At 65.6% G+C, this 23875-nt stretch carries 19 protein-coding genes; 10 read left to right on the top strand and 9 right to left on the bottom strand.

The window, feature by feature from the left end:
- Position 1: 1 nt before the first annotated feature.
- The 3 genes from GGR73_RS15845 to GGR73_RS15835 form a co-directional block, all read right to left on the bottom strand.
- The gene (locus tag GGR73_RS15845; protein WP_054592069.1) at positions 2–529 is read right to left on the bottom strand and encodes an RES family NAD+ phosphorylase; all 528 of its coding nucleotides are present in this window, start codon (positions 527–529) and stop codon (positions 2–4) included.
- On the bottom strand, positions 526–900 hold the full coding sequence (locus GGR73_RS15840) for a hypothetical protein (RefSeq protein ID WP_016902050.1): 375 nt from the start codon (positions 898–900) through the stop codon (positions 526–528). The genes GGR73_RS15845 and GGR73_RS15840 overlap by 4 nt, the downstream gene beginning before the upstream one ends.
- 86 nt (positions 901–986) lie before the next feature.
- On the bottom strand, positions 987–1607 hold the full coding sequence (locus tag GGR73_RS15835; RefSeq protein ID WP_054592068.1) for a TetR/AcrR family transcriptional regulator: 621 nt from the start codon (positions 1605–1607) through the stop codon (positions 987–989).
- A gap of 128 nt (positions 1608–1735) precedes the next feature.
- Here GGR73_RS15835 and GGR73_RS15830 point away from each other — a divergent pair, with 128 nt between their 5' ends.
- The 4 genes from GGR73_RS15830 to GGR73_RS15815 all read left to right on the top strand — a co-directional run bounded on the left by GGR73_RS15830 (position 1736) and on the right by GGR73_RS15815 (position 8981).
- The gene (locus GGR73_RS15830) at positions 1736–2899 is read left to right on the top strand and encodes an isovaleryl-CoA dehydrogenase (protein ID WP_054592067.1); all 1164 of its coding nucleotides are present in this window, start codon (positions 1736–1738) and stop codon (positions 2897–2899) included.
- Between the two features lie 10 nt (positions 2900–2909).
- A complete protein-coding gene (locus GGR73_RS15825; protein ID WP_179464384.1) occupies positions 2910–4520 on the top strand; it encodes a carboxyl transferase domain-containing protein in 1611 nt (536 codons plus the stop codon).
- Between the two features lie 242 nt (positions 4521–4762).
- The gene (locus tag GGR73_RS15820; protein WP_184457800.1) at positions 4763–6790 is read left to right on the top strand and encodes an acetyl-CoA carboxylase biotin carboxylase subunit; all 2028 of its coding nucleotides are present in this window, start codon (positions 4763–4765) and stop codon (positions 6788–6790) included.
- A 103-nt stretch (positions 6791–6893) separates the two neighbouring features.
- The gene (locus GGR73_RS15815; RefSeq protein WP_184457798.1) at positions 6894–8981 is read left to right on the top strand and encodes an alpha/beta hydrolase family protein; all 2088 of its coding nucleotides are present in this window, start codon (positions 6894–6896) and stop codon (positions 8979–8981) included.
- Positions 8982–9130: 149 nt separating this feature from the next.
- On the opposite strand, the gene GGR73_RS15810 is transcribed toward GGR73_RS15815, so the two are convergent.
- A complete protein-coding gene (locus GGR73_RS15810; protein WP_104593702.1) occupies positions 9131–10339 on the bottom strand; it encodes a putative peptide maturation dehydrogenase in 1209 nt (402 codons plus the stop codon).
- Positions 10340–10434: 95 nt separating this feature from the next.
- Between GGR73_RS15810 and GGR73_RS15805 the strand changes: the two genes are divergently transcribed.
- Entirely contained in the window at positions 10435–10773 is a 339-nt protein-coding gene (locus GGR73_RS15805) for an NHLP-related RiPP peptide (protein WP_053051116.1), read from the top strand.
- Here the strand turns inward: GGR73_RS15805 and GGR73_RS15800 are convergent.
- From GGR73_RS15800 to aceB, 4 genes are all read right to left on the bottom strand, one after another.
- Positions 10713–13373: a putative peptide modification system cyclase gene (locus GGR73_RS15800; protein WP_184457796.1), complete on the bottom strand. Its 2661-nt coding sequence runs from the start codon at positions 13371–13373 to the stop codon at positions 10713–10715. The genes GGR73_RS15805 and GGR73_RS15800 overlap by 61 nt on opposite strands.
- A gap of 3 nt (positions 13374–13376) precedes the next feature.
- Positions 13377–14453 (bottom strand): GGDEF domain-containing protein, encoded by a 1077-nt coding sequence (locus tag GGR73_RS15795; RefSeq protein ID WP_039517644.1) that lies wholly within the window; start codon positions 14451–14453, stop codon positions 13377–13379.
- Positions 14454–14766: 313 nt separating this feature from the next.
- A complete protein-coding gene (gene aceA, locus GGR73_RS15790; protein WP_046345346.1) occupies positions 14767–16062 on the bottom strand; it encodes an isocitrate lyase in 1296 nt (431 codons plus the stop codon).
- A gap of 178 nt (positions 16063–16240) precedes the next feature.
- Entirely contained in the window at positions 16241–17857 is a 1617-nt protein-coding gene (gene aceB / locus GGR73_RS15785; protein ID WP_065033136.1) for a malate synthase A, read from the bottom strand.
- Between the two features lie 119 nt (positions 17858–17976).
- On the opposite strand from aceB, the gene GGR73_RS15780 reads away from it, so the two are divergent.
- The 4 genes from GGR73_RS15780 (at position 17977) to GGR73_RS15765 (ending at position 21872) form a co-directional block, all read left to right on the top strand.
- Entirely contained in the window at positions 17977–18933 is a 957-nt protein-coding gene (locus GGR73_RS15780; protein ID WP_046345344.1) for a LysR family transcriptional regulator, read from the top strand.
- A 377-nt stretch (positions 18934–19310) separates the two neighbouring features.
- Positions 19311–20573: a cation:proton antiporter gene (locus GGR73_RS15775; RefSeq protein ID WP_184457794.1), complete on the top strand. Its 1263-nt coding sequence runs from the start codon at positions 19311–19313 to the stop codon at positions 20571–20573.
- Positions 20574–20718: 145 nt separating this feature from the next.
- Positions 20719–21447 (top strand): helix-turn-helix domain-containing protein, encoded by a 729-nt coding sequence (locus GGR73_RS15770; RefSeq protein ID WP_184457792.1) that lies wholly within the window; start codon positions 20719–20721, stop codon positions 21445–21447.
- Positions 21448–21524: 77 nt separating this feature from the next.
- Positions 21525–21872, top strand: a complete 348-nt coding sequence (locus GGR73_RS15765) for a VOC family protein (RefSeq protein WP_184457971.1) — start codon at positions 21525–21527, stop codon at positions 21870–21872.
- Positions 21873–22028: 156 nt separating this feature from the next.
- Here the strand turns inward: GGR73_RS15765 and GGR73_RS15760 are convergent, their stop codons facing one another.
- Positions 22029–22661 carry a TetR/AcrR family transcriptional regulator gene (locus tag GGR73_RS15760; protein WP_039529027.1) on the bottom strand — a complete coding sequence of 211 codons (633 nt, stop codon included), beginning with the start codon at positions 22659–22661 and terminating at the stop codon, positions 22029–22031.
- 102 nt (positions 22662–22763) lie between these two features.
- Between GGR73_RS15760 and GGR73_RS15755 the strand changes: the two genes are divergently transcribed.
- The gene (locus GGR73_RS15755; RefSeq protein ID WP_184457790.1) at positions 22764–23819 is read left to right on the top strand and encodes an MBL fold metallo-hydrolase; all 1056 of its coding nucleotides are present in this window, start codon (positions 22764–22766) and stop codon (positions 23817–23819) included.
- Positions 23820–23875: the final 56 nt, after the last annotated feature.

Raw genomic sequence — 23875 nt, 5'->3', positions numbered from 1 at the left:
GCTACGCCTCGATCGGCGGATCGCCCCAGCTACGCCCGTCGCGCGGCAGGCGGCCATCGTCGAGCACGCGCAACACGTCTTTGGGCTGCAGCATGTCCAGAAACAGCACCACGTTGATGCCCTCCGGCAACGCCATGCTGGGAAAGATTACGCCAGGGATCTCCGCCTCGCGCAGCATGTCGCCGAGCACCCAGCTCACCGGTTCGATCTTGTTGACCAGGGCCTTGCGCCAGTCCTCGGTCCAATCGGCCCAGAGCGGATCCCAGCTTGCATCGAGCAGGCGCAGATCGGCCAACGCCGGCAGCTCGGCGGCGTAACTGACCAGGGTCAGTGGCGGCAGGAACAGCGCGGCCTGCGCGTATTCGGCGGCAGCGGTTTCCAGCTGCAGCGATAGATACAGCGCCGGCTGCCCGAAACGATTGAAGCGCCCGCCCGAGCGTGCCGCACCGGCGCCGCTCAGCGGTTCGGCGGCCCAGCGTGGGGTGAAGGCGCGATACAGCGTGCAGTGCGCCGGGGCGCTCAGCTTCAACCGGCGGCCCCCGAGGCGACGGTGCGCAGATAGGTCAACGCATCGTCGGTGCGGCCCTGTTTGACCACTTCCAGCAAGGTGGCGAATTCAAACGCGGGGATCGGGGTGTTCTTGAGGTGGAACACCACCTGGCGTTCGTCCGGCTGGAGCTGCGTCATCGCCACCAGCAGGCGCGACAGGTTGCGTAGCAGGTCCTGCACGCGCGGGCTTTCCGGATGCACGCGCAGGCTGTTGCGATGCACACCGGCCAGCTCGGCCAGCTCCTGCTGCGACAGATCCAGCAGGCCGGCCATGGCCGAGGGCGACAGGATGGTGCGATCCGGTACGCGCAGGCGTTCGGTCAGGGCCAGGGGATTGAGAACGGCGACCATCGCACGACTCCAGCAGGACGAGTGCACAGTATATGCACAGTCAGAAGCGTTCATACAGCCCAGTTAGAGGCTCAGTCAGTGCACTGTCAGCCGGCCGGCTGGGGCGCGCCGACCGCGCGCAGGCAGAACCCGCAGATCGCCTCGACCAGTTGCTCGCCCTGCTGCGGATCGCCGCGACTGGGGGCGATCGGTCCCACCAGCGCCTCGGTGAAGGCGCCGACGATGCAGGCCGCCGCCGCGTCCAGCGATTGCGGCGGGAACTCGCCAGCCGCCACGCCTTCGGCAAGCAACTGACGGAACACTTCGCCGAACAGGCGTCGGCCACGGATGCGCTCGGCATCCACCTCGCTTTCCACCGGCTCGGCGATGAAGGCGTACGCCAACGCCGGGCCGGCCAGCGCGCGCCGCACAAAAGTGGCGATCGCGTTGCGCAGGCGCTCGGCAGCGCTGGCCTGGGTGGTGGTGATGGCGCGCAGGATGGTCATCTCGCGCTGCACCGCCGCATTGAGAACTTCCACGAAAAGCTCGGCCTTGGAAGGGAAGTGTCGGTAAATCTGCCCGGTGGACACGCCAGCGGCAGCGGCGACGGCGGTCACCGGCGCATTGCGGTAGCCGCCTTCGGCGATCAGGGCGCGGGCCGCGTGCAGGATGCGTTCGCGATTGCCGGCCAGGCGTTCTTCCATCAGGGCGGAGCGTCGATAAGCCATGGTGTGATTCTGGGTTCAATAGTTGAATTTTAGTTCACTTTTTCATTGCGGACCGCTAGGCTGCGCACAAACGCCGTGCGGCCTGCCCGCTCCCACCCGGCACATCCCGATCCCTGCGGAGTCGCTCCATGCACGTGCCGTCCCTGAATTTTGCGCTTGGCGAAGACATCGATCTGCTGCGCGAAAGCGTGGCGGCCTTCGCCAGCCACCATATTGCCCCGCTCGCCGCCGCGGCCGACCAGGACAATGTCTTCCCTGCCCAGCTGTGGCGCCTGTTCGGCGAGCAGGGCCTGCTCGGGCTGACCGTGGAAGAAGAGTACGGCGGCAGCGGCATGGGCTACCTGGCGCATGTGGTGGCGATGGAAGAGATCTCGCGGGCCGGCGGGGCCATCGGCCTGTCGTACGGCGCGCATTCCAACCTGTGCCTCAACCAGCTGCGCAAGAACGCCACGCCGGAACAGAAGCAGCGTTACCTGCCCAGGCTGTGCACCGGCGAGCATGTCGGCGCGCTGGCGATGAGCGAGGCCGGCTCCGGCTCGGATGTGGTGTCGATGAAGCTGCGCGCCGATGCGCGCGGCGACCGCTATGTGCTCAACGGCAGCAAGATGTGGATCACCAACGGCCCGGACGCCGATGTGCTGGTGGTGTACGCCAAGACCGACCCGGATGCCGGCGCACGCGGCATCACCGCCTTCATCGTCGAAAAGGGCATGCCGGGATTCTCCACCGCGCAGAAGCTCGACAAGCTGGGCATGCGCGGCTCCAACACCTGCGAGCTGGTGTTCACCGATTGCGAAGTGCCGGCCGAGAACGTGCTGGGCACGCTCAACGGCGGCGTGCGCGTGCTGATGTCCGGGCTGGATTTCGAACGTGTGGTGCTGGCCGGCGGCCCGTTGGGCTTGATGGCTGCGGCGATGGACGTGGTGCTGCCGTACGTGCACGAGCGCAAGCAGTTCGGCGCGCCGATCGGCACCTTCCAGTTGATGCAGGCCAAGCTGGCCGACATGTACGTCGGGCTCAACGCCTGCCGCGCGTACGTCTATGCGGTGGCGCGCGCCTGCGATGCCGGGCTGACCACGCGCCAGGATGCGGCCGGCGCGATTCTCTACGCGGCCGAAAAAGCCACCTGGCTCACCGGCCAGGCGATCCAGGTGCTGGGCGGCAACGGCTACATCAACGACTACCCCACCGGGCGCCTGTGGCGCGATGCCAAGCTGTACGAAATCGGCGCGGGCACCTCGGAGATCCGACGCATGTTGATCGGCCGCGAGCTGTTCGAACGCACCGCCTGACGGAGCCACCATGAGCGCGATCACCAGCCAGCTGCAGGTCAGCGGCGAGAGCTTCCAACAAAACGCTGCTGCGATGCGCACCGTGGTCGAGGATCTGCGCCGCACGCTGGCGCAGACCGCGCTGGGCGGCAGTGAGGCTGCGCGTGCCAAGCACAGCGCACGTGGCAAGTTGCTGGTACGCGAGCGTATCGATGCCTTGCTGGATCCGGGCAGCGCCTTGCTGGAGATCGCGCCATTGGCCGCGCACGGCATGTACGACGATCAGGTGCCGTGCGCCGGTGTGGTGGCCGGCATCGGGCGCGTGTCCGGGGTGGAGTGCGTGATCGTGGCCAACGATGCCACAGTCAAGGGCGGCACCTATTACCCGATGACGGTGAAGAAGCATCTGCGCGCGCAGGAAATCGCGCAGCAGAACCGCTTGCCATGTATCTACCTGGTCGATTCCGGCGGTGCGTTCCTGCCGCTGCAGGATGAAGTGTTTCCCGACCGCGATCACTTCGGGCGCATCTTCTACAACCAGGCCAACCTGTCGGCCAACGGCATCCCGCAGATCGCCTGCGTGATGGGCTCGTGCACCGCTGGCGGCGCCTACGTGCCGGCGATGAGCGATGAAACGGTGATCGTGCGCGAGCAGGGCACGATCTTTCTCGGCGGTCCACCCCTGGTCAAGGCGGCCACCGGCGAAGAAGTCAGTGCCGAAGAACTCGGCGGTGCCGATGTGCACACGCGCATCTCCGGCGTGGCCGACCACTTTGCCGACAACGACCTGCAGGCCCTGGCGCGCGTGCGCGCCATCATCGCGCAGCTCAACTGGCGCAAGCCGGCTGCATCGTTGGCACTGCAGGCACCGCTGCCGCCGCGCTACATCGCCGACGAACTGTATGGCGTGATTCCTGCCGACACGCGCAAGCCCTTCGATGTGCGCGAGGTGATCGCCCGCATCGTCGACGACTCGCAGCTGGACGAATTCAAGCCGCGCTACGGCAGCACCCTGGTCACCGGCTTTGCGCATCTGCATGGCTATCCGGTGGGCATCATCGCCAACAACGGCATCCTGTTTTCCGAGTCCGCGCTCAAGGGCGCGCACTTCATCGAGCTGTGCACGCAGCGTGGCATTCCGCTGGTGTTCCTGCAGAACATCACCGGCTTCATGGTCGGGCGCAAATACGAACATGGCGGCATCGCCAAGGACGGGGCCAAGCTGGTGATGGCGGTGGCCTGCGCCAAGGTGCCCAAGTTCACCGTGGTGATCGGCGGCTCGTTCGGTGCCGGCAATTACGGCATGTGCGGTCGCGCCTACTCGCCGAACTTCCTGTGGATGTGGCCGAATGCGCGCATCGGCGTGATGGGCGGCGAGCAGGCCGCCAGCGTCTTGGCCACCGTGCGCCGCGACGGGATCGAAGCCAAGGGTGGCGCCTGGTCGGGCGAAGAGGAAGCTGCATTCAAGGCGCCGATCCGTGCGCAGTTCGAGCAGCAAGGGCATCCGTATTACGCCAGCGCACGCCTGTGGGACGACGGCATCATCGACCCGGCCGATACCCGTCGCGTGCTGGGGCTGGGACTGTCGGCGGCATTGAATGCACCGATCGAGACGACACGCTTTGGCGTGTTCCGGATGTGAGGTGGTGATGTCCGTCTGCAGGTGCTGCTCTTGGCTGTCTTGCGGTGTACACACACCTGCACGCAAGGCGTTGCGTGACGCCTGGAGCATTGCATGAGTGCGCACGCGTTGCCTGCGTCGAGCAGCGCATCGCGCGGGGGCGCAGCGGCGTCAGCTGTCATCGCACGGCGTGTGGCGCAATCCATGCAACCGTCTTTCCATCGCAGCGCCCGCCAGCATGGCGGCGTGCAGAGAACTTCGTCATGACCCAGCGCGAACTCACCACCGCAGCAAGACCGCCCTATTTCGACAAGATCCTGATTGCCAATCGCGGCGAGATCGCGTGCCGGGTCATCGCCACCTGTCGCAAGCTCGGTATCGCGACCGTGGCGGTGTATTCGGATGCCGACCGCGATGCGCGGCATGTGCGGCTGGCCGATGAAGCGATCCATCTCGGCGCCGCACCGGCGCAGCAGAGTTATCTGCGTGGCGATGCGATCCTGGAGGCGGCACGCGCAAGCGGCGCGCAGGCGATCCATCCGGGCTATGGCTTCCTGTCGGAAAACGCGGCGTTTGCCGATGCCTGCGCGCAGGCTGGCATCGTGTTCATCGGCCCGCCAGCGGCCGCCATCCGCGCGATGGGCGACAAGAGTGCGGCCAAGGCGCTGATGCAACGCGCCGGCGTGCCGCTGACGCCGGGCTACCATGGCGACGAACAGGCGCCGGCCTTCCTGCGCGCGCAGGCCGATGCGATCGGCTATCCGGTGCTGATCAAGGCCAGCGCAGGCGGTGGCGGCAAGGGCATGCGCCGGGTGGATACCAGCGCGGCCTTCGAAGAGGCCTTGGCCAGCTGCCAGCGCGAAGCGCAATCGGCTTTCGGCAATGCGCAGGTGCTGGTGGAAAAATACGTCGAGCGGCCGCGCCATATCGAGATCCAGGTGTTTGGTGATACCCGGGGCGAGGTGGTCTATCTGTTCGAACGCGATTGTTCGGTGCAGCGCCGGCATCAGAAAGTGCTGGAAGAAGCGCCTGCTCCCGGCATGAGCGAACAACGCCGCGCCGCCATGGGCAAGGCAGCCGTGGATGCCGCGCGCGCCGTGGGTTATGTCGGTGCCGGCACGGTGGAGTTCATCGCCGGCCCGGATGGCGATTTCTATTTCATGGAAATGAACACCCGGCTGCAGGTCGAGCACCCAGTCACCGAGTTGATCACCGGCACCGACTTGGTCGAGTGGCAACTGCATGTCGCCGCGGGCGAGCCGTTGCCGCTGCGTCAGCAGGACCTGCGCATCCATGGCCACGCGCTGGAAGCGCGCCTGTATGCCGAAGATGCCGACCGCGGCTTTCTGCCGTCGACCGGCATGCTGCGGCAACTGCAGTTTCCCGCAGCCGGTGCGCATGTACGCATCGATGCCGGGGTGGAGCAAGGCGACAGCATCAGCCCTTACTACGACCCGATGATCGCCAAGCTGATCGTATGGGATGTGGATCGCCCCGCCGCATTGGCACGCATGCGCGAGGCGCTGGCGCAATTCCATGCGGTGGGCGTCACCACCAACAGCGCGTTCCTTGCGCGCCTGATCGGCACCGCGTCGTTTGCATCTGCCGATCTGGATACCGCGCTGATCGAACGCGAGCAGGCCGTGTTGTTTCCCGATGCGGTCAGTCCGGCCAATGCCTGGTGGTGCCTGGCAGCGGCGTTGATTGCCGACGCGTTGCCGAAGGCCGCTGCCGATCCGGCCGACCCGTTTTCGCCATGGCAACACACCGATGGCTGGCGCATCGGTGCGCATGCCACGCACGCCATGACGCTAGAGGCCGCAGGCGAGCGCCGCCAGTTCGGCGTGCGCCCGCTTGGCGATGGCTGGCAGGTCACGACTGCAGGCGATACCCACACGCTGCGCTACCACCTGCAGGGCGATGCACTGCGCGTGGAAATGGATGGCCGACAATGGCGCATGCAGGTCCTGCGCGACGGCGACACCCTGACATTGCGCGGTGCCACGCAGCGGGCGACCTTCCGCCACCATGACACACTGGCCGAAGCCGATCAGCCCGCGCACGACACCGGTGGCCTGACCGCACCGATGCCGGGCCGCATCGTGTCGCTGGTCGCCCCGGTGGGGCAGTCGGTCACCCGCGGGCAGGCCCTGGTGGTGCTGGAAGCGATGAAGATGGAGCACACCTTGCACGCGCCCGGCGACGGCACGGTGGCGGCGTACCTGGTGGCCGAGGGCGAGCTGGTCGCCGAGGGTGTCGCGTTGGTGGAATTTGTGTCCGCGTCTGCGTAGCGGCGCCTGGTGGCGTGACCAACGGCACGTCCGCAGGGGCCGGCCCTGACCCTAGCGTGGGGGAAAGCGGCCGGAGTGGCCGCGCCCCAGACCGGAGACGTCCATGCAACGCCTGCTTCTTGTTTCCAGCATGCTGCTCGCGCTGACCGCCTGCAGCGACAACGCCGCGCCCACCACCGACAAGGCTGCCACGCCAGCCCCGGCCGCTGCGCAAGCACCCGCGGCGCCACCCGAACTGATCACCCGCGATGCGCTGTTCGGCAACCCGGAACGGGCGAACGTGAGCATCAGTCCGGATGGCAAGTACCTCAGCTGGGTCGCGCCGCTCGAGGGCGTGCTCAATGTCTGGGTCGCCCCGGTGGATGCACCGGATCAGGCGCGCGCGATCACCAAGGACACCGCACGCGGCATCCGCACTTATTTCTGGACCTATCAACCCAACACGCTGCTGTACCTGCGCGACAACGGCGGCGACGAAGACTTCCATCTGTTCTCGGTGAATCTGAGCGATGGCAGCAGCAAGGACCTCACCCCGTTCAAGAAGACCAACGCCGAGGTGTATCGCGTCAGCGCGCAGCACCCCGAGTCGATCATGGTCGGCATGAACGACCGCGATCCCAAATGGCATGACCTGTATCGGGTGGACCTGGCCTCGGGCAAGCGCAGCCTGGTGCAGCAGAACACCGACAGCCTGGATTCCTATCTGCTCGACGGCAACTACCAGCTGCGCTACGCCACGCGCGCCACCGACGATGCCGGCAGAGAGCTGCTGGTGCCAGACGGCAAGCGCTGGAAGCGCGTGGACCGCATCCCGTTCGAGGACGTCAGCAACACCTCGCCCGACGGACTGACCGACGACGGCAAGACGCTGTACATGCACGATTCGCGCAATCGCGACACCGCGGCACTGTATGCCATCGACACCGTCAGCAATGCGCGGACGCTGCTGTTCGAAAACCCGCGCACCGATGTCGGCGCCACCTTGAACGACCCCAGGACCGGCGTGGTGCAGGCCGTGTCCACCGACTATCTGCGCGAGGAATGGAAGGCGCTGGACAACGGCATTGCCGCCGACCTGCAAAAGCTCAAGTCACTCGGCAGCGGTGATGCCAGCGTTGCCGCACGCACGCTCGACGATCGCATCTGGATCGTGGGGTATTCGGCGGCAGAGACACCGCTGAGCTACTACCGCTACGACCGTGCAGACGGCGGCAAGCTGACCAAACTGTTCTCCGCCCGCCCCGCGCTCGACGGCAAACCGCTGGTCCCGATGTGGTCGCAGGAACTGACCGCGCGCGACGGCCTCAAGCTGGTCAGCTACCTCACCCTGCCCGCCGAGGCAGACGCCAATCACGATGGCAAGGCCGACAAGCCGGTGCCGCTGGTGCTGTTCGTGCATGGTGGCCCGTGGGCGCGCGACAGCTACGGCTACGGGCCGTATGAGCAGTGGCTGGCCAATCGCGGCTATGCGGTGTTGGCGGTGAATTTCCGTGGCTCCACCGGCTTCGGCAAGGCCTTCACCAATGCCGGCAACGGCGAGTGGGCCGGCAAGATGCACGACGACCTGCTCGACGCCGTGCAGTGGGCGGTCAAGCAAGGTGTGACCAGGCCCGAGGACGTGGCGATCATGGGCGGCAGCTATGGCGGCTACGCCACGCTGGTCGGGCTGACCTTCACCCCGGACGCGTTCAAGTGCGGCGTGGACATCGTTGGCCCGGCCAACCTCAACACCTTGCTCGGCACCGTGCCGCCGTACTGGGCCAGCTTCTACAAGCAGCTGACCAAACGCATGGGCGACCCGGCCACCGAGGCCGGCAAGCAGTGGCTGACCGAGCGCTCCCCGCTCAGCCATGTCGACAAGATCAGCAAGCCGCTGCTGATCGGCCAGGGTGCCAACGACCCGCGCGTCAAGCAGGCCGAGAGCGACCAGATCGTCAACGCGATGAAGGCCAAGAACATTCCGGTCACCTACGTGCTGTTCCCCGACGAAGGCCACGGCTTCCGCCGCCCGGAAAACAGCAAGGCCTTCAACGCGGTGACCGAAGGGTTCCTGGGCCAGTGCCTGGGCGGCCGCGTGCAACCGATCGGCGACGACCTGACCGGCTCCAGCATCACCGTGCCGGAAGGCGCCGATAAGGTGAACGGTCTGAGCGATGCATTGAAGACGCATACGCAGGCGATTCGGCGGTAACGCCATTGCGAAGTGCTTGCTTTGGATCGACGTCAGCGTTCGCCTGCAACGACGAGCGCTGACGGTTGTAGCGAGGTTCTCCAACTAGCCGGCATGCCTGACTTCCCTCGCCAAGCGGTCCAGATCGAGAGATGTGTGATGGTCTCTCGCTAATGGGATCCGATGTCCTTGGCCGCCTCTGGATCACGACCAGCCGGCCACACTGCCCCGCCGGGATCCAGCTCGGTATTGTTCATTTCCTCGCCACGCCAACCGAATCCGCAGATGGCCAGTGGGCCGTCCTGCAGGCCGTCCAGGCCAAGCGCCTGTTCGATATCCACCTCGTTGATCGCCGAGGTGACAAACGCTCCCAGCCCCAGGTCGGTTGCGCTCAGATAAAGCGTCTGCGCGATATGGCCGACATCCAGAATCATTGCGCGGTAGGCCTTGGCGTGGTTTCGATACTTCCAGAAACTGCGTAAAAACCGCGGCACCAGGATCACCAGCACCGGCGCATCGGCAAACCAGTGCTGCCCGGACACGGCACGACGCGCGAAGTCCACCAGCGGCTGCGGTGGCGACTGCAATGGCTGCAAAGCATGATCGACAGGGCGATAGTGATAGAGACCGCTCGTCATTCCCTCGACACGCTGGACCAGCAGATAGGTTTCGGTGGGATGGAGACTGCCCCCTGACGGTACCGGCTTCTTCAAGAACGCGGTGTCGTGCCCCACTTCGATGCGCGCGCTTGCCATGACGCTGCGCTCAAGCATCTGGCCAAGCAAGATGGGTGACAGTGGACGCTGCCTATCGAAATTGCGACAGGTGACGCGACGCGACAGCAGCTCATCGAACGTGCCCGGGGTTGACCGCGGCAGGGCAATGCGCGCTTCGATGCCACCCTCGCCTCGGTCTACGATTTCTGCCGGGGGGGCGCCCAGTCGGCCGACCATGCCTTCTGCAGTTGTCAGGCCATGCGCTTCCATGGTGGCCACACTGTCTTCGCCGCTCCAGCGTGCAGATCGATGCCACAACGCGGCCAATGGCCACCAGCGCTGCTGCTGCACGCACTCGTCGTTGCGGCGGTGCTGAACATGTTGTGGTTGATCGCTGATCACAAGACCTTGCTCGATCAAACGCTCCGTCCAGATTGGCAACGGCTGCATCTGATCGATGGACTGCAAGCGCGAGGGACTCAACTCGCCCAACCATTCACGCTCTTCCTTTGAAACCTCCACCTCCGCCTCAAGATGAGGCGCGAGCGCCAGCCATCGTGTGCGGCGACGCAGGCCATCGCCCCCGGCAAGCAATCGTGCAAGATCAAACACCGAATCGTCGCGCAGTTCAAAAAACAACGTGGTACAGCGACGAATTTGCATAGGAACATCTCAAGGACGCATGAGCACGGTCGATATTGTGTCAGGTCCCACGTCATACGACAGCACACTCCCTCACTCTCCAGGTAAGCCACACCATGACCGACGCAGCCAATAACACCCATCTTCCGTTTGATGCATCCACAGCCGACAAGCTGCTGGAGCTACTGGCAACCGACGACGACTTCCGCGACTGCTTTCAATGCAATCCGGCGCAGGCGCTTGCCCAGATCGGTGCACCTGGCGTGAGTGCGGACAACGCCGTCCCCGGCGTGGGAGAGGCTTATTACTGCATGAACACTAATCAGCTCGCATCCAAGCAGGACATTGCAGCGGCTCGTGCCGAGCTGCAAAGCTACCTGACCGAAAAGGCCAATCACACCGTGATCTTCGCCTTCGAGTCGGACAGCATGCGTTCCACCCTGCTGCGTAAATAAGCAGGCAGATTCGGTAAAGGCCAGGCGCGCGCAAACGCCTGCGCCTGTTCGCGCGCCTCCTGGGTACGGCCGAGTGCGTGCAGCGACTCGGCCATCCAGAGCTGGGCCAGACGCGCATCGGCAACATTGAGCGGCTGCAGCGTTTGCGACGCATTTGCTTCGATGTAAGCACGCCCGCGATGGAGAAGCAGCCAACGTGCCTGTTGCAACGCCTCAGCGTGCCGACCGCTCTCGTGCAGTAGCGTGTAGAGCGTTACGCGTGTCTGAAAAAGATCACCATCGCTGACCGGCAGGCGTGCGATGGCTGCCGCACGGTCGCCCGACAACGCCAACTGCTGGGCTTCGACAATGGCGCGCAGGTCGGCAAGCACCGGCGTTTCATGCACAAGCGCCGGCTTGATCGCTGCAAGTGCGCGGGCGGTGAGGCTGTCATCGCCGCTCCGCTGCGCCTGGCTTGCGAGGATCAGCACCATCGCGGCATTGTCCTGCAGGTTTACCGTTGCCGATCCATCGTCAATGACAGCAGACACCAGCCGATCGAACGTCGGCTTGAGCGCTGCCGCCGTCGCCAGGGATGGATCGACCAAAGCATCGCTCGTCACCGCAATGACCGAGAACTGGCGATGGTTGAAATCGTCGCCTTGCTTGCTGCGCGCCAGACCTTGTGTGATCGCTGCGCGCGCAGCGGTCCAGTCGGCCTGATCGATTGCGATGCTGGTGCGATCGATCAATGGCACCACATCGTCGTTGGCGTAGCCTTTCTCGACGATCCTGTCGAGCGTTTGCTTCGCTTCGACATGGCGGTTCAACACGGCCAGCGCGTTCGCCTGGCGCCGAAGCGGGCCGGCACGATCGGCATCACCGGGAATGGAAAAACGCTGCAGTGCCGCTTCGGCCTTTCCCTGTGCCAGCAGAATGCGTCCAACCCGATCAGTCGCGATCGCGCGCAGCGGATCCTGCGGAACATCGGCCGCCTGCGCGTATGGCAACGCGTCGGCAAAACGATTGGCAACGAACAGGTGCCACGATGCGTTCGCGGTGCCGGCAAAATTGTCCGGGTAGAGCGAGGCCAGCGTTCTCCATAGCGTCAATGCCTTGTCGGGTGCTAGCAACTCAGCTGCCCATGCATCCATGTACAACTGGTCACGCTCAGGCAAACGCTGACGGAAACGAATTGCCTTCTCCAGGTACGGAAGCGCCCCACGGCGATCGGAGACCGCCACCTTGATGCGTGCCGCCCCCAGATACGCGAGCGCAAATTCCGGATCGATGGCCACCGCGCGCTCGAACAGTTCCAACCCTTCTTTCCATTGGCCTTTCGCCGTCGCGTCGACCCCCAAGGCATAAGCCCGCAGCGCATCCAGGCTTGACGTGGTCACGGCGGGTAACGGCACGGAATTCTTGTCGATCGAGGCCACCACCTCACCCAGGCCCTGCCTGAGCTTGCGGGTCACCTGATCCACCGAGGACAGTGCCGATGGCAAGCCATCGCCTTGCACAAACTCCGAGTAGACAGTGGTCTGGGTCCGCGGATCAACCAACTCAACGCTGAACCGAAGCTTGCCGCCAATCTCCGCGACAGTCGGCAGCAGCACAGCGCTTGCACCATCGCGCAGCGCCACTTCCGAGGCGATCGCGCGATCGACGATTACGCGATCAGGATCGCGCTTCATCCGCGCCATGGTGTCGCGCACTTTCATCTCACTCAGGACATTGACGTAGCGCGACTGCTCCAGGCTGATGCGCAGCGCCTGGTCGAGCGAACTGTCGAGCAACGTATTGCCGGTGAGATTACGTAGATCTCCGACCACCACCCACCCACGTTCGGAGAACGCAATGGCTGGCTCGGAACGGGTGAAAAACCACGCCGACACGCACACGGCGACGACCAAGGCAGTTTCTGCCAACAGTGCCGCCGGCCGCCGCCACAGCGGAATATCCCGCCATGCCTTCGGCGAATGTTTCGGCGCGCGCAATGGCGTGACATCGATCTCGCCGACCTCATAGATCTCCATCGGCGTGGGCACGCCCTTGAAGCGCCAGCGGCCGTGGGATTTCCACAGGATGCGTTCGCCGCGGTCGCCCAGTTCGCGTGCGGCGCGGTGGGTCAACGACTCGGCCACTGCCGACAACAGGATCTGCCCGGGCCGCGCCATCGACATCAGGCGCGCGGCGGTGGGCTTGGCCAGGCCTTCGACTTCCAGCGGTTTGGCACCGATGCTGACCGCTTCGTCGCTATTGCGCCAGGTCAGCACTTCGCCGACGTGCAGGCCCTGCCGCGCGCACAGCGTGAGCGCACGGGCATCGCCCATCGCCTTGAGGCCACGGGCGTAATCCAGCGCAAAGCCCAGGCCGTCGATGGGGCGGTCGAACAACAGCAACAATCCGTCCGAGCGGTCGATCAGCCGGCCACGCCATTGCTGCTGCAGTTTGACCACTAGCCGGTCGTGCTCGCGAAACAGCGCAGCGGCGACGTTGTCACCGATGCGCTCGACCAGCGCGGTCGAGTCGCACAGGTCGGTCAGCAGCAAGGTGCGCAAGCGCGGCGCCTGGATCGCTTCCGACGACGCATCCTTGCGTGCGTGGGTGCGGGCGCTCATTGCTCAGCGATTGTCCGACGTGGCTGCGTTGCCGGGTGGCTGCGTGCTGCCCGACCCCAGCGCTTCATGCATGCACAGCACATTGCCGCCTTGCCGCTTTGCTTCGTACAGCGCGCTGTCGGCCAGCGTGTACCAATCGTTCCATGCCGCGTCGGCATCGATCATGCACAGGCCCAGGCTGACCGAGCAGCCCTGCTCGCTCTGGCCATTGCACAGCCGCGCTTCCACTGCGCGCACGATGCATTCGCCGATGTGGTGCAGCAGCTCCCGGGTGCCCTGCGCGACCAGCACGCAGAATTCGTCGCCGCCGAGCCGGCAGGCCAGGTCACCGTCGGCGATCACCGAACGCAGCGCGTGGGCGACGTTCTGCAACACGCGGTCGCCAGCGAGATGGCCGAATTCGTCGTTGATGCGCTTGAAACGGTCGCAATCGATCAGGATCAGACCCACCCCGGGCACGCGACCGGCGCGCCGGCATTCCTGCAGATGCAGGGCGAGCCCGCGGCGGTTGTGCAGGCCGGTGAGTTCGTCGGTGCGGCTGAGTTCTTCGGTGTGGTTGAGCTGGTGCGAGGTGACGTAGAGGTTGTCCAGCGCCGCTTCCAGATCGTGGTTGCGCCGGCGCAACTGGCGGATCAGCAACTGCTCGTTGTTGACCACTCGCACAATGGAGCGGCGCAGGAAATGCGCCACCATCGACGGGTCGTGATCGACCAGGCGCTGGAAGTCCTCGTGCGCCAGTTCGATCAAACGGGTGTCGGTGGATGCGCTGGCGCCGGCACTGCGCGCATGGTCGCCGATCAACAGGCCAAGTTCGCCGAAGAATTCGCCCGGGCCCAGGTGCTTGAGCATCAGGTCTTCGCCGAAATCCAGATCGATCTGGCCACTGACCACAATGAACATCTGCGTGCCCACTGCACCGCGCTCGAACAGCGCCTGGCCGGCGGCCAATTCGCGGGCGCGGCCAAAGCGGGCGAAAAACCCCAGCTCTTCGGCAGTCATGAGCGCATGCAGCCCGTCCGACAGCGTCTTTGCAACGCTCCCCGTCGGCTCCACTGCGCCGGCAGTGTTATGGCACGTCATCCCAAAATCCCTTAGACCGACCTGCAGCGCCGGCCTGCCTCAGCATCGTACAGGAGCGTTTTGTTCAGCACCAGGTCACACTCCCTCTCATTGAGCTTGAGACGAAATGACGGGTATTGGCAAAAAAAATCGGGCTCGGTTTCCCGAGCCCTTCTCCCCTGCTCCCAGCAGAGCCCGCCATCCTCTTCAACAGGCCACCACCACCCCCAGCGTTGCTCTGCGGTGCTAGCGGGGGCTTGGCGGTGGGCGAAGCCCGCTGCTCCGTTTCACCCGTCGGCCGGCCGGCACGCGGTCGCGGCGCCTGCGCGCTGGCTTATGCGGCCTTTTCGCCGTGAAACTGCTCTTCCTCGGTCGAGCCACGCAGCGCGGTGGTGGACGACTGGCCCTGCTGGATCGCTTGCGTCACCGCGTCGAAATAGCCGGTGCCCACCTCGCGCTGATGCTTGACTGCGGTAAAGCCCATCTCGGCCGCCGCGAACTCGGCCTGCTGCAACTCGACGAAGGCGCTCATCTGGCGGCGTGCGTAGCCATGCGCCAGGTTGAACATGCCGTAGTTCAGGGCGTGGAAGCCGGCCAGGGTGATGAACTGGAATTTATAGCCGTAGCTCGCCAACTCGGTCTGGAATTTGGCGATGGTGGCGTCATCCAGGTTCTTCTTCCAGTTGAAGCTCGGCGAGCAGTTGTAGGCCAGCAATTTGCCGGGGAATCTGGCATGGATGGCTTGCGCAAAGGCGCGCGCAAATTCCAGATCCGGCTTGCCGGTCTCGCACCAGATCAGATCGGCGTACGGCGCGTAGGCCAGCCCGCGGCTGATCGCCTGATCCAGCCCGTTGCGGGTCTTGAAGAAGCCTTCGACGGTGCGCTGCCCGGTGGTGAACGGCTGGTCGTTGGCATCCACGTCGCTGGTGATCAGATCGGCCGCCTCGGCATCGGTGCGCGCGATCAGCAGCGTGGGCACACCCAGCACATCGGCCGCCAGACGCGCGGCATTCAATTTTTCGATTGCCTCGCGCGTGGGTACCAACACCTTGCCGCCCATGTGGCCGCATTTCTTCACCGATGCCAGTTGATCCTCGAAGTGCACCCCGGCCGCGCCGGCCTCGATCATCGCCTTCATCAACTCGAAGGCGTTGAGCACGCCGCCAAAGCCGGCTTCGGCATCAGCCACGATCGGCTGCAGGAAGTCGATCTCGTCATTGCCTTCGGCGTGATGCAGTTGATCGGCGCGCAACAAGGTGTTGTTGATGCGCTTGACCACCGCCGGCACCGAGTCGGCCGGATACAGCGACTGGTCCGGATACATCTGCCCGGCCAGGTTCGCATCGGCGGCAACCTGCCAGCCAGATAGGTAGATCGCCTTCAACCCGGCCTTGACCTGCTGCATCGCCTGGTTGCCGGTCAACGCGCCCAGCGCATTGACGAACGGCGTGGCGTGCAATGCATTCCACAACTTGTCCGCGCCCAGCCGCGCCAGCGAATGCTCGACATGCACGGTGCCACGCAAGCGCACCACGTCGGCGGCGGTGTAGTTGCGGGTGATGCCGGCCCAGCGCGGGTTGCTGGCCCAGTCTTGCTGGATCTGTTCGGCGGTCTGCAGTGTGCTGCTCATGGTGCGTTCTCCTGGCAGGGATACGACGGATGCAACGAGAAAGGAAGGGGCGCATTGATACGCGCCGGGCATGGCAAGGCCGTCGTTGCGCGCGTGGGCGCAACCGGCGGTGTGGTGCATGACGCGGATGGATTGCAGCGACAGCGCGCGTGCGCCGGCGTGCCGCTGCAGCGTTGGCTCAATCGATCAGGCGATACGCCGGCACGGTGAGGAAGTCGGCCAGCGCATCGGCACGGCTGAGTGTGTCCAGCAGTGCAATGGCGTCGTCGATGCGTGCGGCGCCGGGCAGTGCATCGGTCGCACCCAGGCGTGCCGGCAACGCACGCAACGTGGCCTGCAACAGGGGCTGATCGATCGCAGTGCCGTCGTCCAGGTGCTGGCCGTGATGCAACCACTGCCACAGCTGCGCGCGGCTGATTTCGGCAGTGGCGGCGTCTTCCATCAGGTTGTGGATGGGCACGCATCCATTACCGTCCAGCCAGGCCGCCAGATAACGCACGCAGACTTCGACATTGCCTTCGAACCCGGCGCGGGTGACGGTGCCTGGCGAAGGCGCGATCAGCATGTCGCGCGTCACCTGCACGTCGTTGCGCAAGACATGCTGCTGATGCGCGGTGGGCATGTGCTCGTCGAAGATCTTCATCGCTACCGGAATCAACGCCGGATGCGCCACCCAGGTGCCATCGTGGCCGGCGCTGACTTCGCGCAGCTTGTCGGCACGCACGCGCGCCATCGCCTGCTCGTTGGCGGCCTCGTCGTGATTGATCGGAATCTGCGCCGCCATGCCGCCCATCGCATGGGCGCCGCGGCGATGGCAGGTCTTGATCAACAGTTCCGAATACGCCTTGAGGAAGGGCTGGGTCATGGTGACCTGGCCACGTTCGGGCAACACGCGGTCGCGATGCGCGCGGAAGGTTTTCAGATACGAAAAGATGTAATCCCAGCGGCCGCAATTGAGCCCGACGATGCGCTCGCGCAGCGCGTGCAGGATCTCGTCCATCTCGAATACGGCCGGCAGCGTTTCGATCAGCACGGTCACCTTGATCTGCCCGTGCGGCAGGCCCAGCATCGCTTCGATATGCGCCAGCGCGGTCTCCCACAGCGCGGCTTCTTCCATGCTCTGCAACTTGGGCAGGTACAGATACGGGCCACGGTCCTTGGCCAGTAGCGCGCGACCGTTATGGAAGGCGAACACCGCCGCATCGAACAGGCCGCCAGCCAGCGGCTGCCCATCGATGAGCACGTGCTTCTCATCCAGATGCCAGCCGCGCGGGCGCACGATCAACACGGCGCGCTCGGCTTCCGGGCGCAACGCGTAATGCTTGCCGTTGGGCGCATCGAAGCTGAGATCGCCGCGCACCGCAGCGGCCAGCGTGCGCTGGCCGGCCAGCAGGTTGCGCCAGGTCGGCGCGGTGGAATCCTCGAAGTCGGCCATGAACACCTTGGCGCCGGAGTTCAGCGCGTTGATGACCATCTTCGGATCGGTGGGGCCGGTGATCTCCACCCGGCGGTCCTGCAGCGCCGACGGCAGTGCGGCGACGCGCCAGTCGCCATCGCGGATGGCGCGGGTGTCGGGGCGGAAATCCGGCAGCTGGCCGGCATCGAACTCGGCCTGGCGGGCGCGCCGCTGGGCCAGGCGCTGCTGGCGGCCGGGTTCGATCGCGCGGTGCAACGACACCAGCAAGGCCAGCGCGGCGGCCGGCAGCAGTTCTGCCTGGCCTGCGATCTGCGTGGTCAGCGACAGCCCGGGCGTTGCGCGTTCGGTGGGACGTGGGGCAAAAGCGGTGGCAGACATGTCGGGGAGTCCTTGTGCATCCGGACCTGTACCGTGCGCCGACGGAAATTATTTGACAAAGCAGTTTTATCAATGCTGTAAATAAGCCTGACTTATATTGGGTTTCAGAACACACCCAGATGTCGCCAACCCCGCGATTTTCCTACAAATCCGACCGGCTCAAGCCCCTGCGTGCGTTCTGCCAGACGGTGCGTCTAGGGTCTGTCTCACGGGCAGCTGAGGCGCTGTATGTGAGCCAGCCGGCAGTGACCCTGCAGCTGCAGGCGCTGGAACGCGACCTGGGGGTGGCCCTGTTCGAGCGCTCGGGGCGCCGCATGGCACCCAGCCGCGAGGGCCAGCTGCTCTACGACATGGCGCTGCCGCTGGTGGAGAGCCTGGATGGGCTGGAAGCGAGCTTTCGCGAGAAGGTGCGCGGGCTGGATGCGGGCGAGCTCAATATCGCCGCCAACAGCTCCACCATCCTGTACCTGCTGCCGCGCATCGTGGCGAACTTCCGCGCGCGCCACCCAGACGTGCGGCTGACCCTGCACAACGCCATCAGCGCCGACGGCACCGACCTGCTGCGCGAGGACGCGGTGGACCTGGCGATCGGCTCGATGCTGGACGTGCCGGCCGACCTCAACTACGCGCCGGTGTATCGCTTCGAACAGCTGCTGATCACCCCGCCCGACCACCCCTTGGCCAGCAGGTCCACGGTCACGCTGCAGGATCTGTCGCCGTATCCGCTGATCCTGCCGCCGCGCCGGCAGGTGACCTATCGCTTGGTCGATCTGATCTTCCAGCAGGCACGCGTGCCCTACACCGTGGCGTTGGAGGTGGGCGGCTGGGAAGTGATCAAGCAATACGTGGCGATGGACATGGGCATCTCCATCGTCACCGCGATCTGCGTCACCGATGCAGACCGCGACAAACTCGCCACCCGCTCGCTCAAGGACTACTTCCCCACCCGCAGTTACGGCGTGGTGGTGCGCAAGGGCAAGTATCTGTCGCCGCAGGCGCGTGCCTTTATCGAGCTGATCCAGCCGGACCTGTTTACCCCGCGCGGGTATGACGAGAGTGGCGATTCGGAGCGGTGAGTCTGCTGCCGGCTGTGCGCGCGTGAGTTCGCATCGCGCCTGAGCTTGCTCGCCAGGCACCGCGCATGAGGCCGCCACGCGCTCTCCATCTGCGATCCCGTGTGCGACATGCGGGTTGCCGTTGACGGCGTCGTTCGATCAAGCCGTGCAAGCGCACACAAGCAGCACCGACGACGGTTCCCGCCTGCAGCGCGAACCACGCCACATTGCCGCAGCATGTCGGCTCGATGCAACGGCACGGCGGTTGTCGTCATAGACTAGGCCGATGCTGTGGGGACGGCATGTCACCGCTGATCAGTCCGGGGAAACAACTGACCAGATGCGCAGCCGTCCCGCACTGCAGGGGCGAGCCGACTCAACCAACCAAGGCTGACGCAATGAATCCGACCATGCTGTTGCTGGTGCAGTTGGCGCTGATCCTGGGCGCGGCGCGTGCATGCGGTGCGCTGCTGCAACGCTTCGGGCAGCCGCCGGTGATCGGCGAAATGGCCGCCGGCCTGCTGCTGGGGCCGATCGCATTCGGCGCGTGGCTGCCGGAGTTGCATGGCGTGTTGTTCGCCTCCAGCAGCTTGCCGCCACTATCGGGCCTGGCCAACATCGGCGTGGTGCTTTTCATGTTCATCGTCGGCGTGGAGTTGCGTGCGCCGGAAGGCACCGCTGCGCAGGTGCGCGCGTCAGTACTGGTGGGGCTGTCCGGTATCGTGCTGCCGTTGCTGCTGGGGCTGGCCGCCGCACCATGGTTATTTGCGCGCTTTGCTCCGCAGGGCATCGGCTTCTGGCCCTTCGCCTTGTTCATTGCCGCAGCGATGTCGGTGACTGCGTTTCCGGTGCTGGCGCGCATCCTCAAGGACCGCAACATGACCCGTACGCCGGCCGGCCGCCTGGCCCTGGGCGCGGCGGTGATCGACGATGCCACGGTGTGGATGTTCCTGGCGATCGTGCTCACCCTGACCCGCGGCAACAGCCATGGCGGCATTGCGTTCACTGCGGCCGGTGCGGTGGTGCTGATTGCGGTGGTGTTCGGCGTGTTGAAGCCGGTGTATGCGCGAGTGCTAAAGCCGCGCGCAAGCGATGGAAGCTATGCGCCGACTGCGCTGGTGTGGGTGCTGATCGGTGTGCTGGCCTGCGCCGCAGCGGCCGAATGGATCGGCCTGCATGCGATCTTCGGCGCATTCCTGTTCGGCATCTGCGTACCGCGCGATGACCGCCTGCTGGAACACCTGGCCGGGCGCATCGAACCCCTGGCGATCACCCTGCTGATGCCGGTGCTGTTTGCGGTCGCCGGCCAGGCCACCAGCCCCGGCGTGTTCGTCGGCGCAGGTGTGGCCGGCTTTGCGCTGGTGGTCGGCGTGGCGGTCACCGGCAAGCTGCTCGGCTGCACCCTGGGCGCGCGCCTGAGCGGCCACGATTGGCGCGATAGCCTGAGCGTGGGTTCGCTGATGAACGCACGCGGCCTGATGGAACTGGTGGTGATCAAGATCGGCCTGGACAGCGGCGTGATCGGGCCGGACCTGTTCACCCTGCTGTTTGGCATGACCTTGGTGACCACGGTGATGGCCTCGCCGATGGTGGCCTGGTTGCAACGCGGCCGGCACGCCGTCACCGCCAACGTGCTGGGCGCGGGCAACCGCCCGCATTGACGAGGCAGCGCCAGGCTGCCGGATGCGGCCACGATGGTTGCGTCGGCGCGGGCCTGCGATGTCGACCGAATGCGGTCGACGCCATGCACTCTCATCGCCGCGGCCACCGAGCCGCACGGCATCCACCTCTTCGCACAACACACTGATGTCCGAACTCTCCGAGTCCTGTTATGCCGAAAGCCCGGCACCGCCGGCGTTACACGCGCAGCTGCAGTGCAGTTGGCGGTTTCGCCAGGGCACGGCCGCAACGGACCCCGTGCTGGTCTTGCCCGATGGCAGCGTCGATCTGATCTGGGATGGCACGCTGCTGTTGGTTGCCGGGCCCGATCGCACCGCCGCCTTGGCAGCGCTGGCACCGGGCAGTGCGCTGAGCGGGGTGCGCCTGGCAGCGGGTGCGGCAGCCGGCCTGCTGAAGCTCCCACTACATGCCATTGCCGACCAACGCGTTGCACTGGAATCGCTGTGGGGCGTGCAAGGGCGCACCTGGCAACACCGCCTGGAAGACGGCGCCGACCCGCTACACACCTTACAGGCGCTGTGCCGACAGCACGGCACATCGCAAGACCGCCAGATGGCGTGGCTGTTCGATCGATTGAGTGCCGGCACCCCCGCCCGGCTGAGCGAATTGACCCAGGCGCTGGGCCTCAGCGAGCGCTCGTTGCGCCGCCGCTGCCAGGATGCGTTCGGCTATGGCAGCAAGACGCTGGAGCGGGTACTGCGCCTGCAGCGCTTTTTGCGTATCGCCGGCCAGCACCGCAGTCTGACCGACGCCGCGCTGGATGCCGGTTACGGCGATGCGCCGCACCTGGTGCGCGATGCGCGCCAGCTCACCGGCCTGAGCCCGCGCGTGTTGGTACGGCGCCACGCACGCTGAGTTGGCCGTTTTCGCCAAGCCAGTCATACGCGCCGACTGCATGCTGTACCTCCACTCGCGGAGGACACCACGCCATGATCGACAACACGCCGCAGCACCGCATCGACTACCTCGAATTCGCCGTCAACTCGATCGCCGTCGCCAAGGCTTTTTACGGGCAGGCCTTCGACTGGACGTTTCAGGATTACGGCCCAGATTACTGCGAATTCCGCGACGGCCGGCTGAGCGGTGGCTTCTTCCACGGCCTCGCCCAGCCCGGTGGTGCGCTGGTGGTCCTGGCCTCCGACGACCTCGCCTACAGCCAGGCACGTATCGAAGCGGCGGGCGGGCACATCACCAGGCCGGTCTTTGCGTTTCCCGGCGGGCGACGTTTTCATTTCACCGATCCGCATGGCTATGCGCTGGCGGTGTGGTCGAAGGACTAAGCGCGCAACATGCGCAGGCTGCAGCGGCATGGGTTGCACAGACAGCGCGGCGCAAGACGCAGTCCTTGCCCTGCAGCGCTGCGGTCGACCTGCAATGCGAGGAAGATCCGGCCTGCGATGCGGGCGGCGCTGCGCTGGCACGCGCATCGCAGACCGTCACTCGCGCCCGTACAAACCCAGGAACATCGCCACCGTCGATTCGGCCACCTGGGCGCGTTGCTGCGGCGACAGCGGCGGCTGGCCCATGGCGATCTGCGGCCAGAACGCAAAGCCCTTGATCAACGCCTGCAGTTGCTGCGCGCCGACCTCCGGCTCCACGCCCGCCAGCCGGCCGTCGGCCAGTGCGGCGCGCACCCAGGTGGTGGTGCCTTCTTCCTTGCTGCCCAATTGCGCGATCAGCGCACGCGCGCGCTCGGGCGAATGGATGCCTTCGGCAATGGCGACACGCGACAGGTCGATAAACGCAGGGTCGTCGAGCAGGTGCAGTTTCTGCTGCAGCAGCTGGATCAGCTGCGCGCGCAGCGGCTGGTCGGGCCGGTAGACAAGATTCACCGCGTCGGCGCTGCGTTGCCACAGCCCGCGCAGGATCTCGCCGAACAGCGCGTCCTTGCTGGGGAAATGGTTGTAGACGGTACGCTTGGACACGCCCGCAGTGGCCGCCACGCGGTCCATGCTGGTGGCCTCGAAGCCATGCTGGCGGAACTCGACAATGGCCGCCTCGACGATGGCGTGGCGCTTGCGGTCGGTCAGCCGCTGCGGCGCGGGCCGGGGGGAAGATGCGCTCGACATCGGATCATTTTACACCCGACAGTTTACTTTCAGCGGAATGAAACTACACTGCTCAGTGTAATTTCCTCCTGCTGTCGTTCCTTGCTCCCGATCGGACTCCCCATGGCTTCCTCTCGCCCTTCCCCGTATGCCGATTCGCCGCAGTTTCGCGGCGGCCGGTTCCGCAATGCGTTGCCGCTGCCGACCACCGCGCTCAGCCTGCGCAAGCAGATCGGCCTGATCTGGACCTTCCTCTTCGACAAGCCCAGCACCACGGTGCCGTCCGCGCCGCTGCCGGTACAGCCGCTGACACGCGCGCAACTGCTTGCCGCGCCCGATCGCAGCCTGTATCGCTTGGGCCATTCCACCGTGCTGATGAAGCTGGCCGGTGGCCTGTGGCTGACCGACCCGGTGTTCTCCAGGCGCGCCTCGCCGGTGCCGTTCGCCGGACCCAAGCGCTTCCATGCGCCCCCGATCGCGCTGGACGAGCTGCCGCCGCTGGCCGGGGTGATCCTGTCGCACAACCATTACGACCACCTCGACCGCGCCAGCATCCGTGCCCTGGCCGACCGCGTCGGCGTGTTCGTCGCGCCCCTGGGCGTGGGCGATCTGCTGGTGCGCTGGGGCGTGGACCCGGCCAAGGTGCGCCAGCTGGACTGGTGGGACACGATCAACATCGATGGCCTGCAACTTACCGCCACCCCGTCGCAGCATTTTTCCGGGCGCGGCCTGTTCGATAGTGGTCGTTCGCTGTGGTGCTCCTGGGCGATCCAGGAGCGCGAACTGCGCGTGTTCTTCAGCGGCGACGGCGGCTATGGCCCGCACTTCAAGACCATCGGCCAACAGCTCGGTCCGTTCGACGTGGCGCTGATCGAAAACGGCGCCTACGACCAGCAGTGGCCGCATGTGCATATGCAGCCGGAGCAGAGCCTGCAGGCCTACCTGGACGTCGGCGGGCAGACCCTGCTGCCGATCCACAACGGCACCTTCGACCTGGCCATGCACGCGTGGCAGGAACCGCTGGACCGGATCGTGGCCTTGGCCGACAGCGCCGGCGTTGCACTGGCGACGCCGCGCATGGGCGAGCGGGTGGATCTGAATGCGCCCGGCAATCGCCTGCGTTGGTGGCGACAGGATGCTGCGACTCAGGCATCGGATGGCCTGGTGGCGCCGCGCTAGCCAGTGCGGTGCACCATCCACAAACAAAAACGGGATGGCGCGTGGCCATCCCGTTT

It is taken from the genome of Xanthomonas sp. F14 (assembly GCF_014199865.1).
Note: the sequence above shows the minus strand (reverse complement) of the source record. Positions and strands in the feature narration are given on the sequence as shown.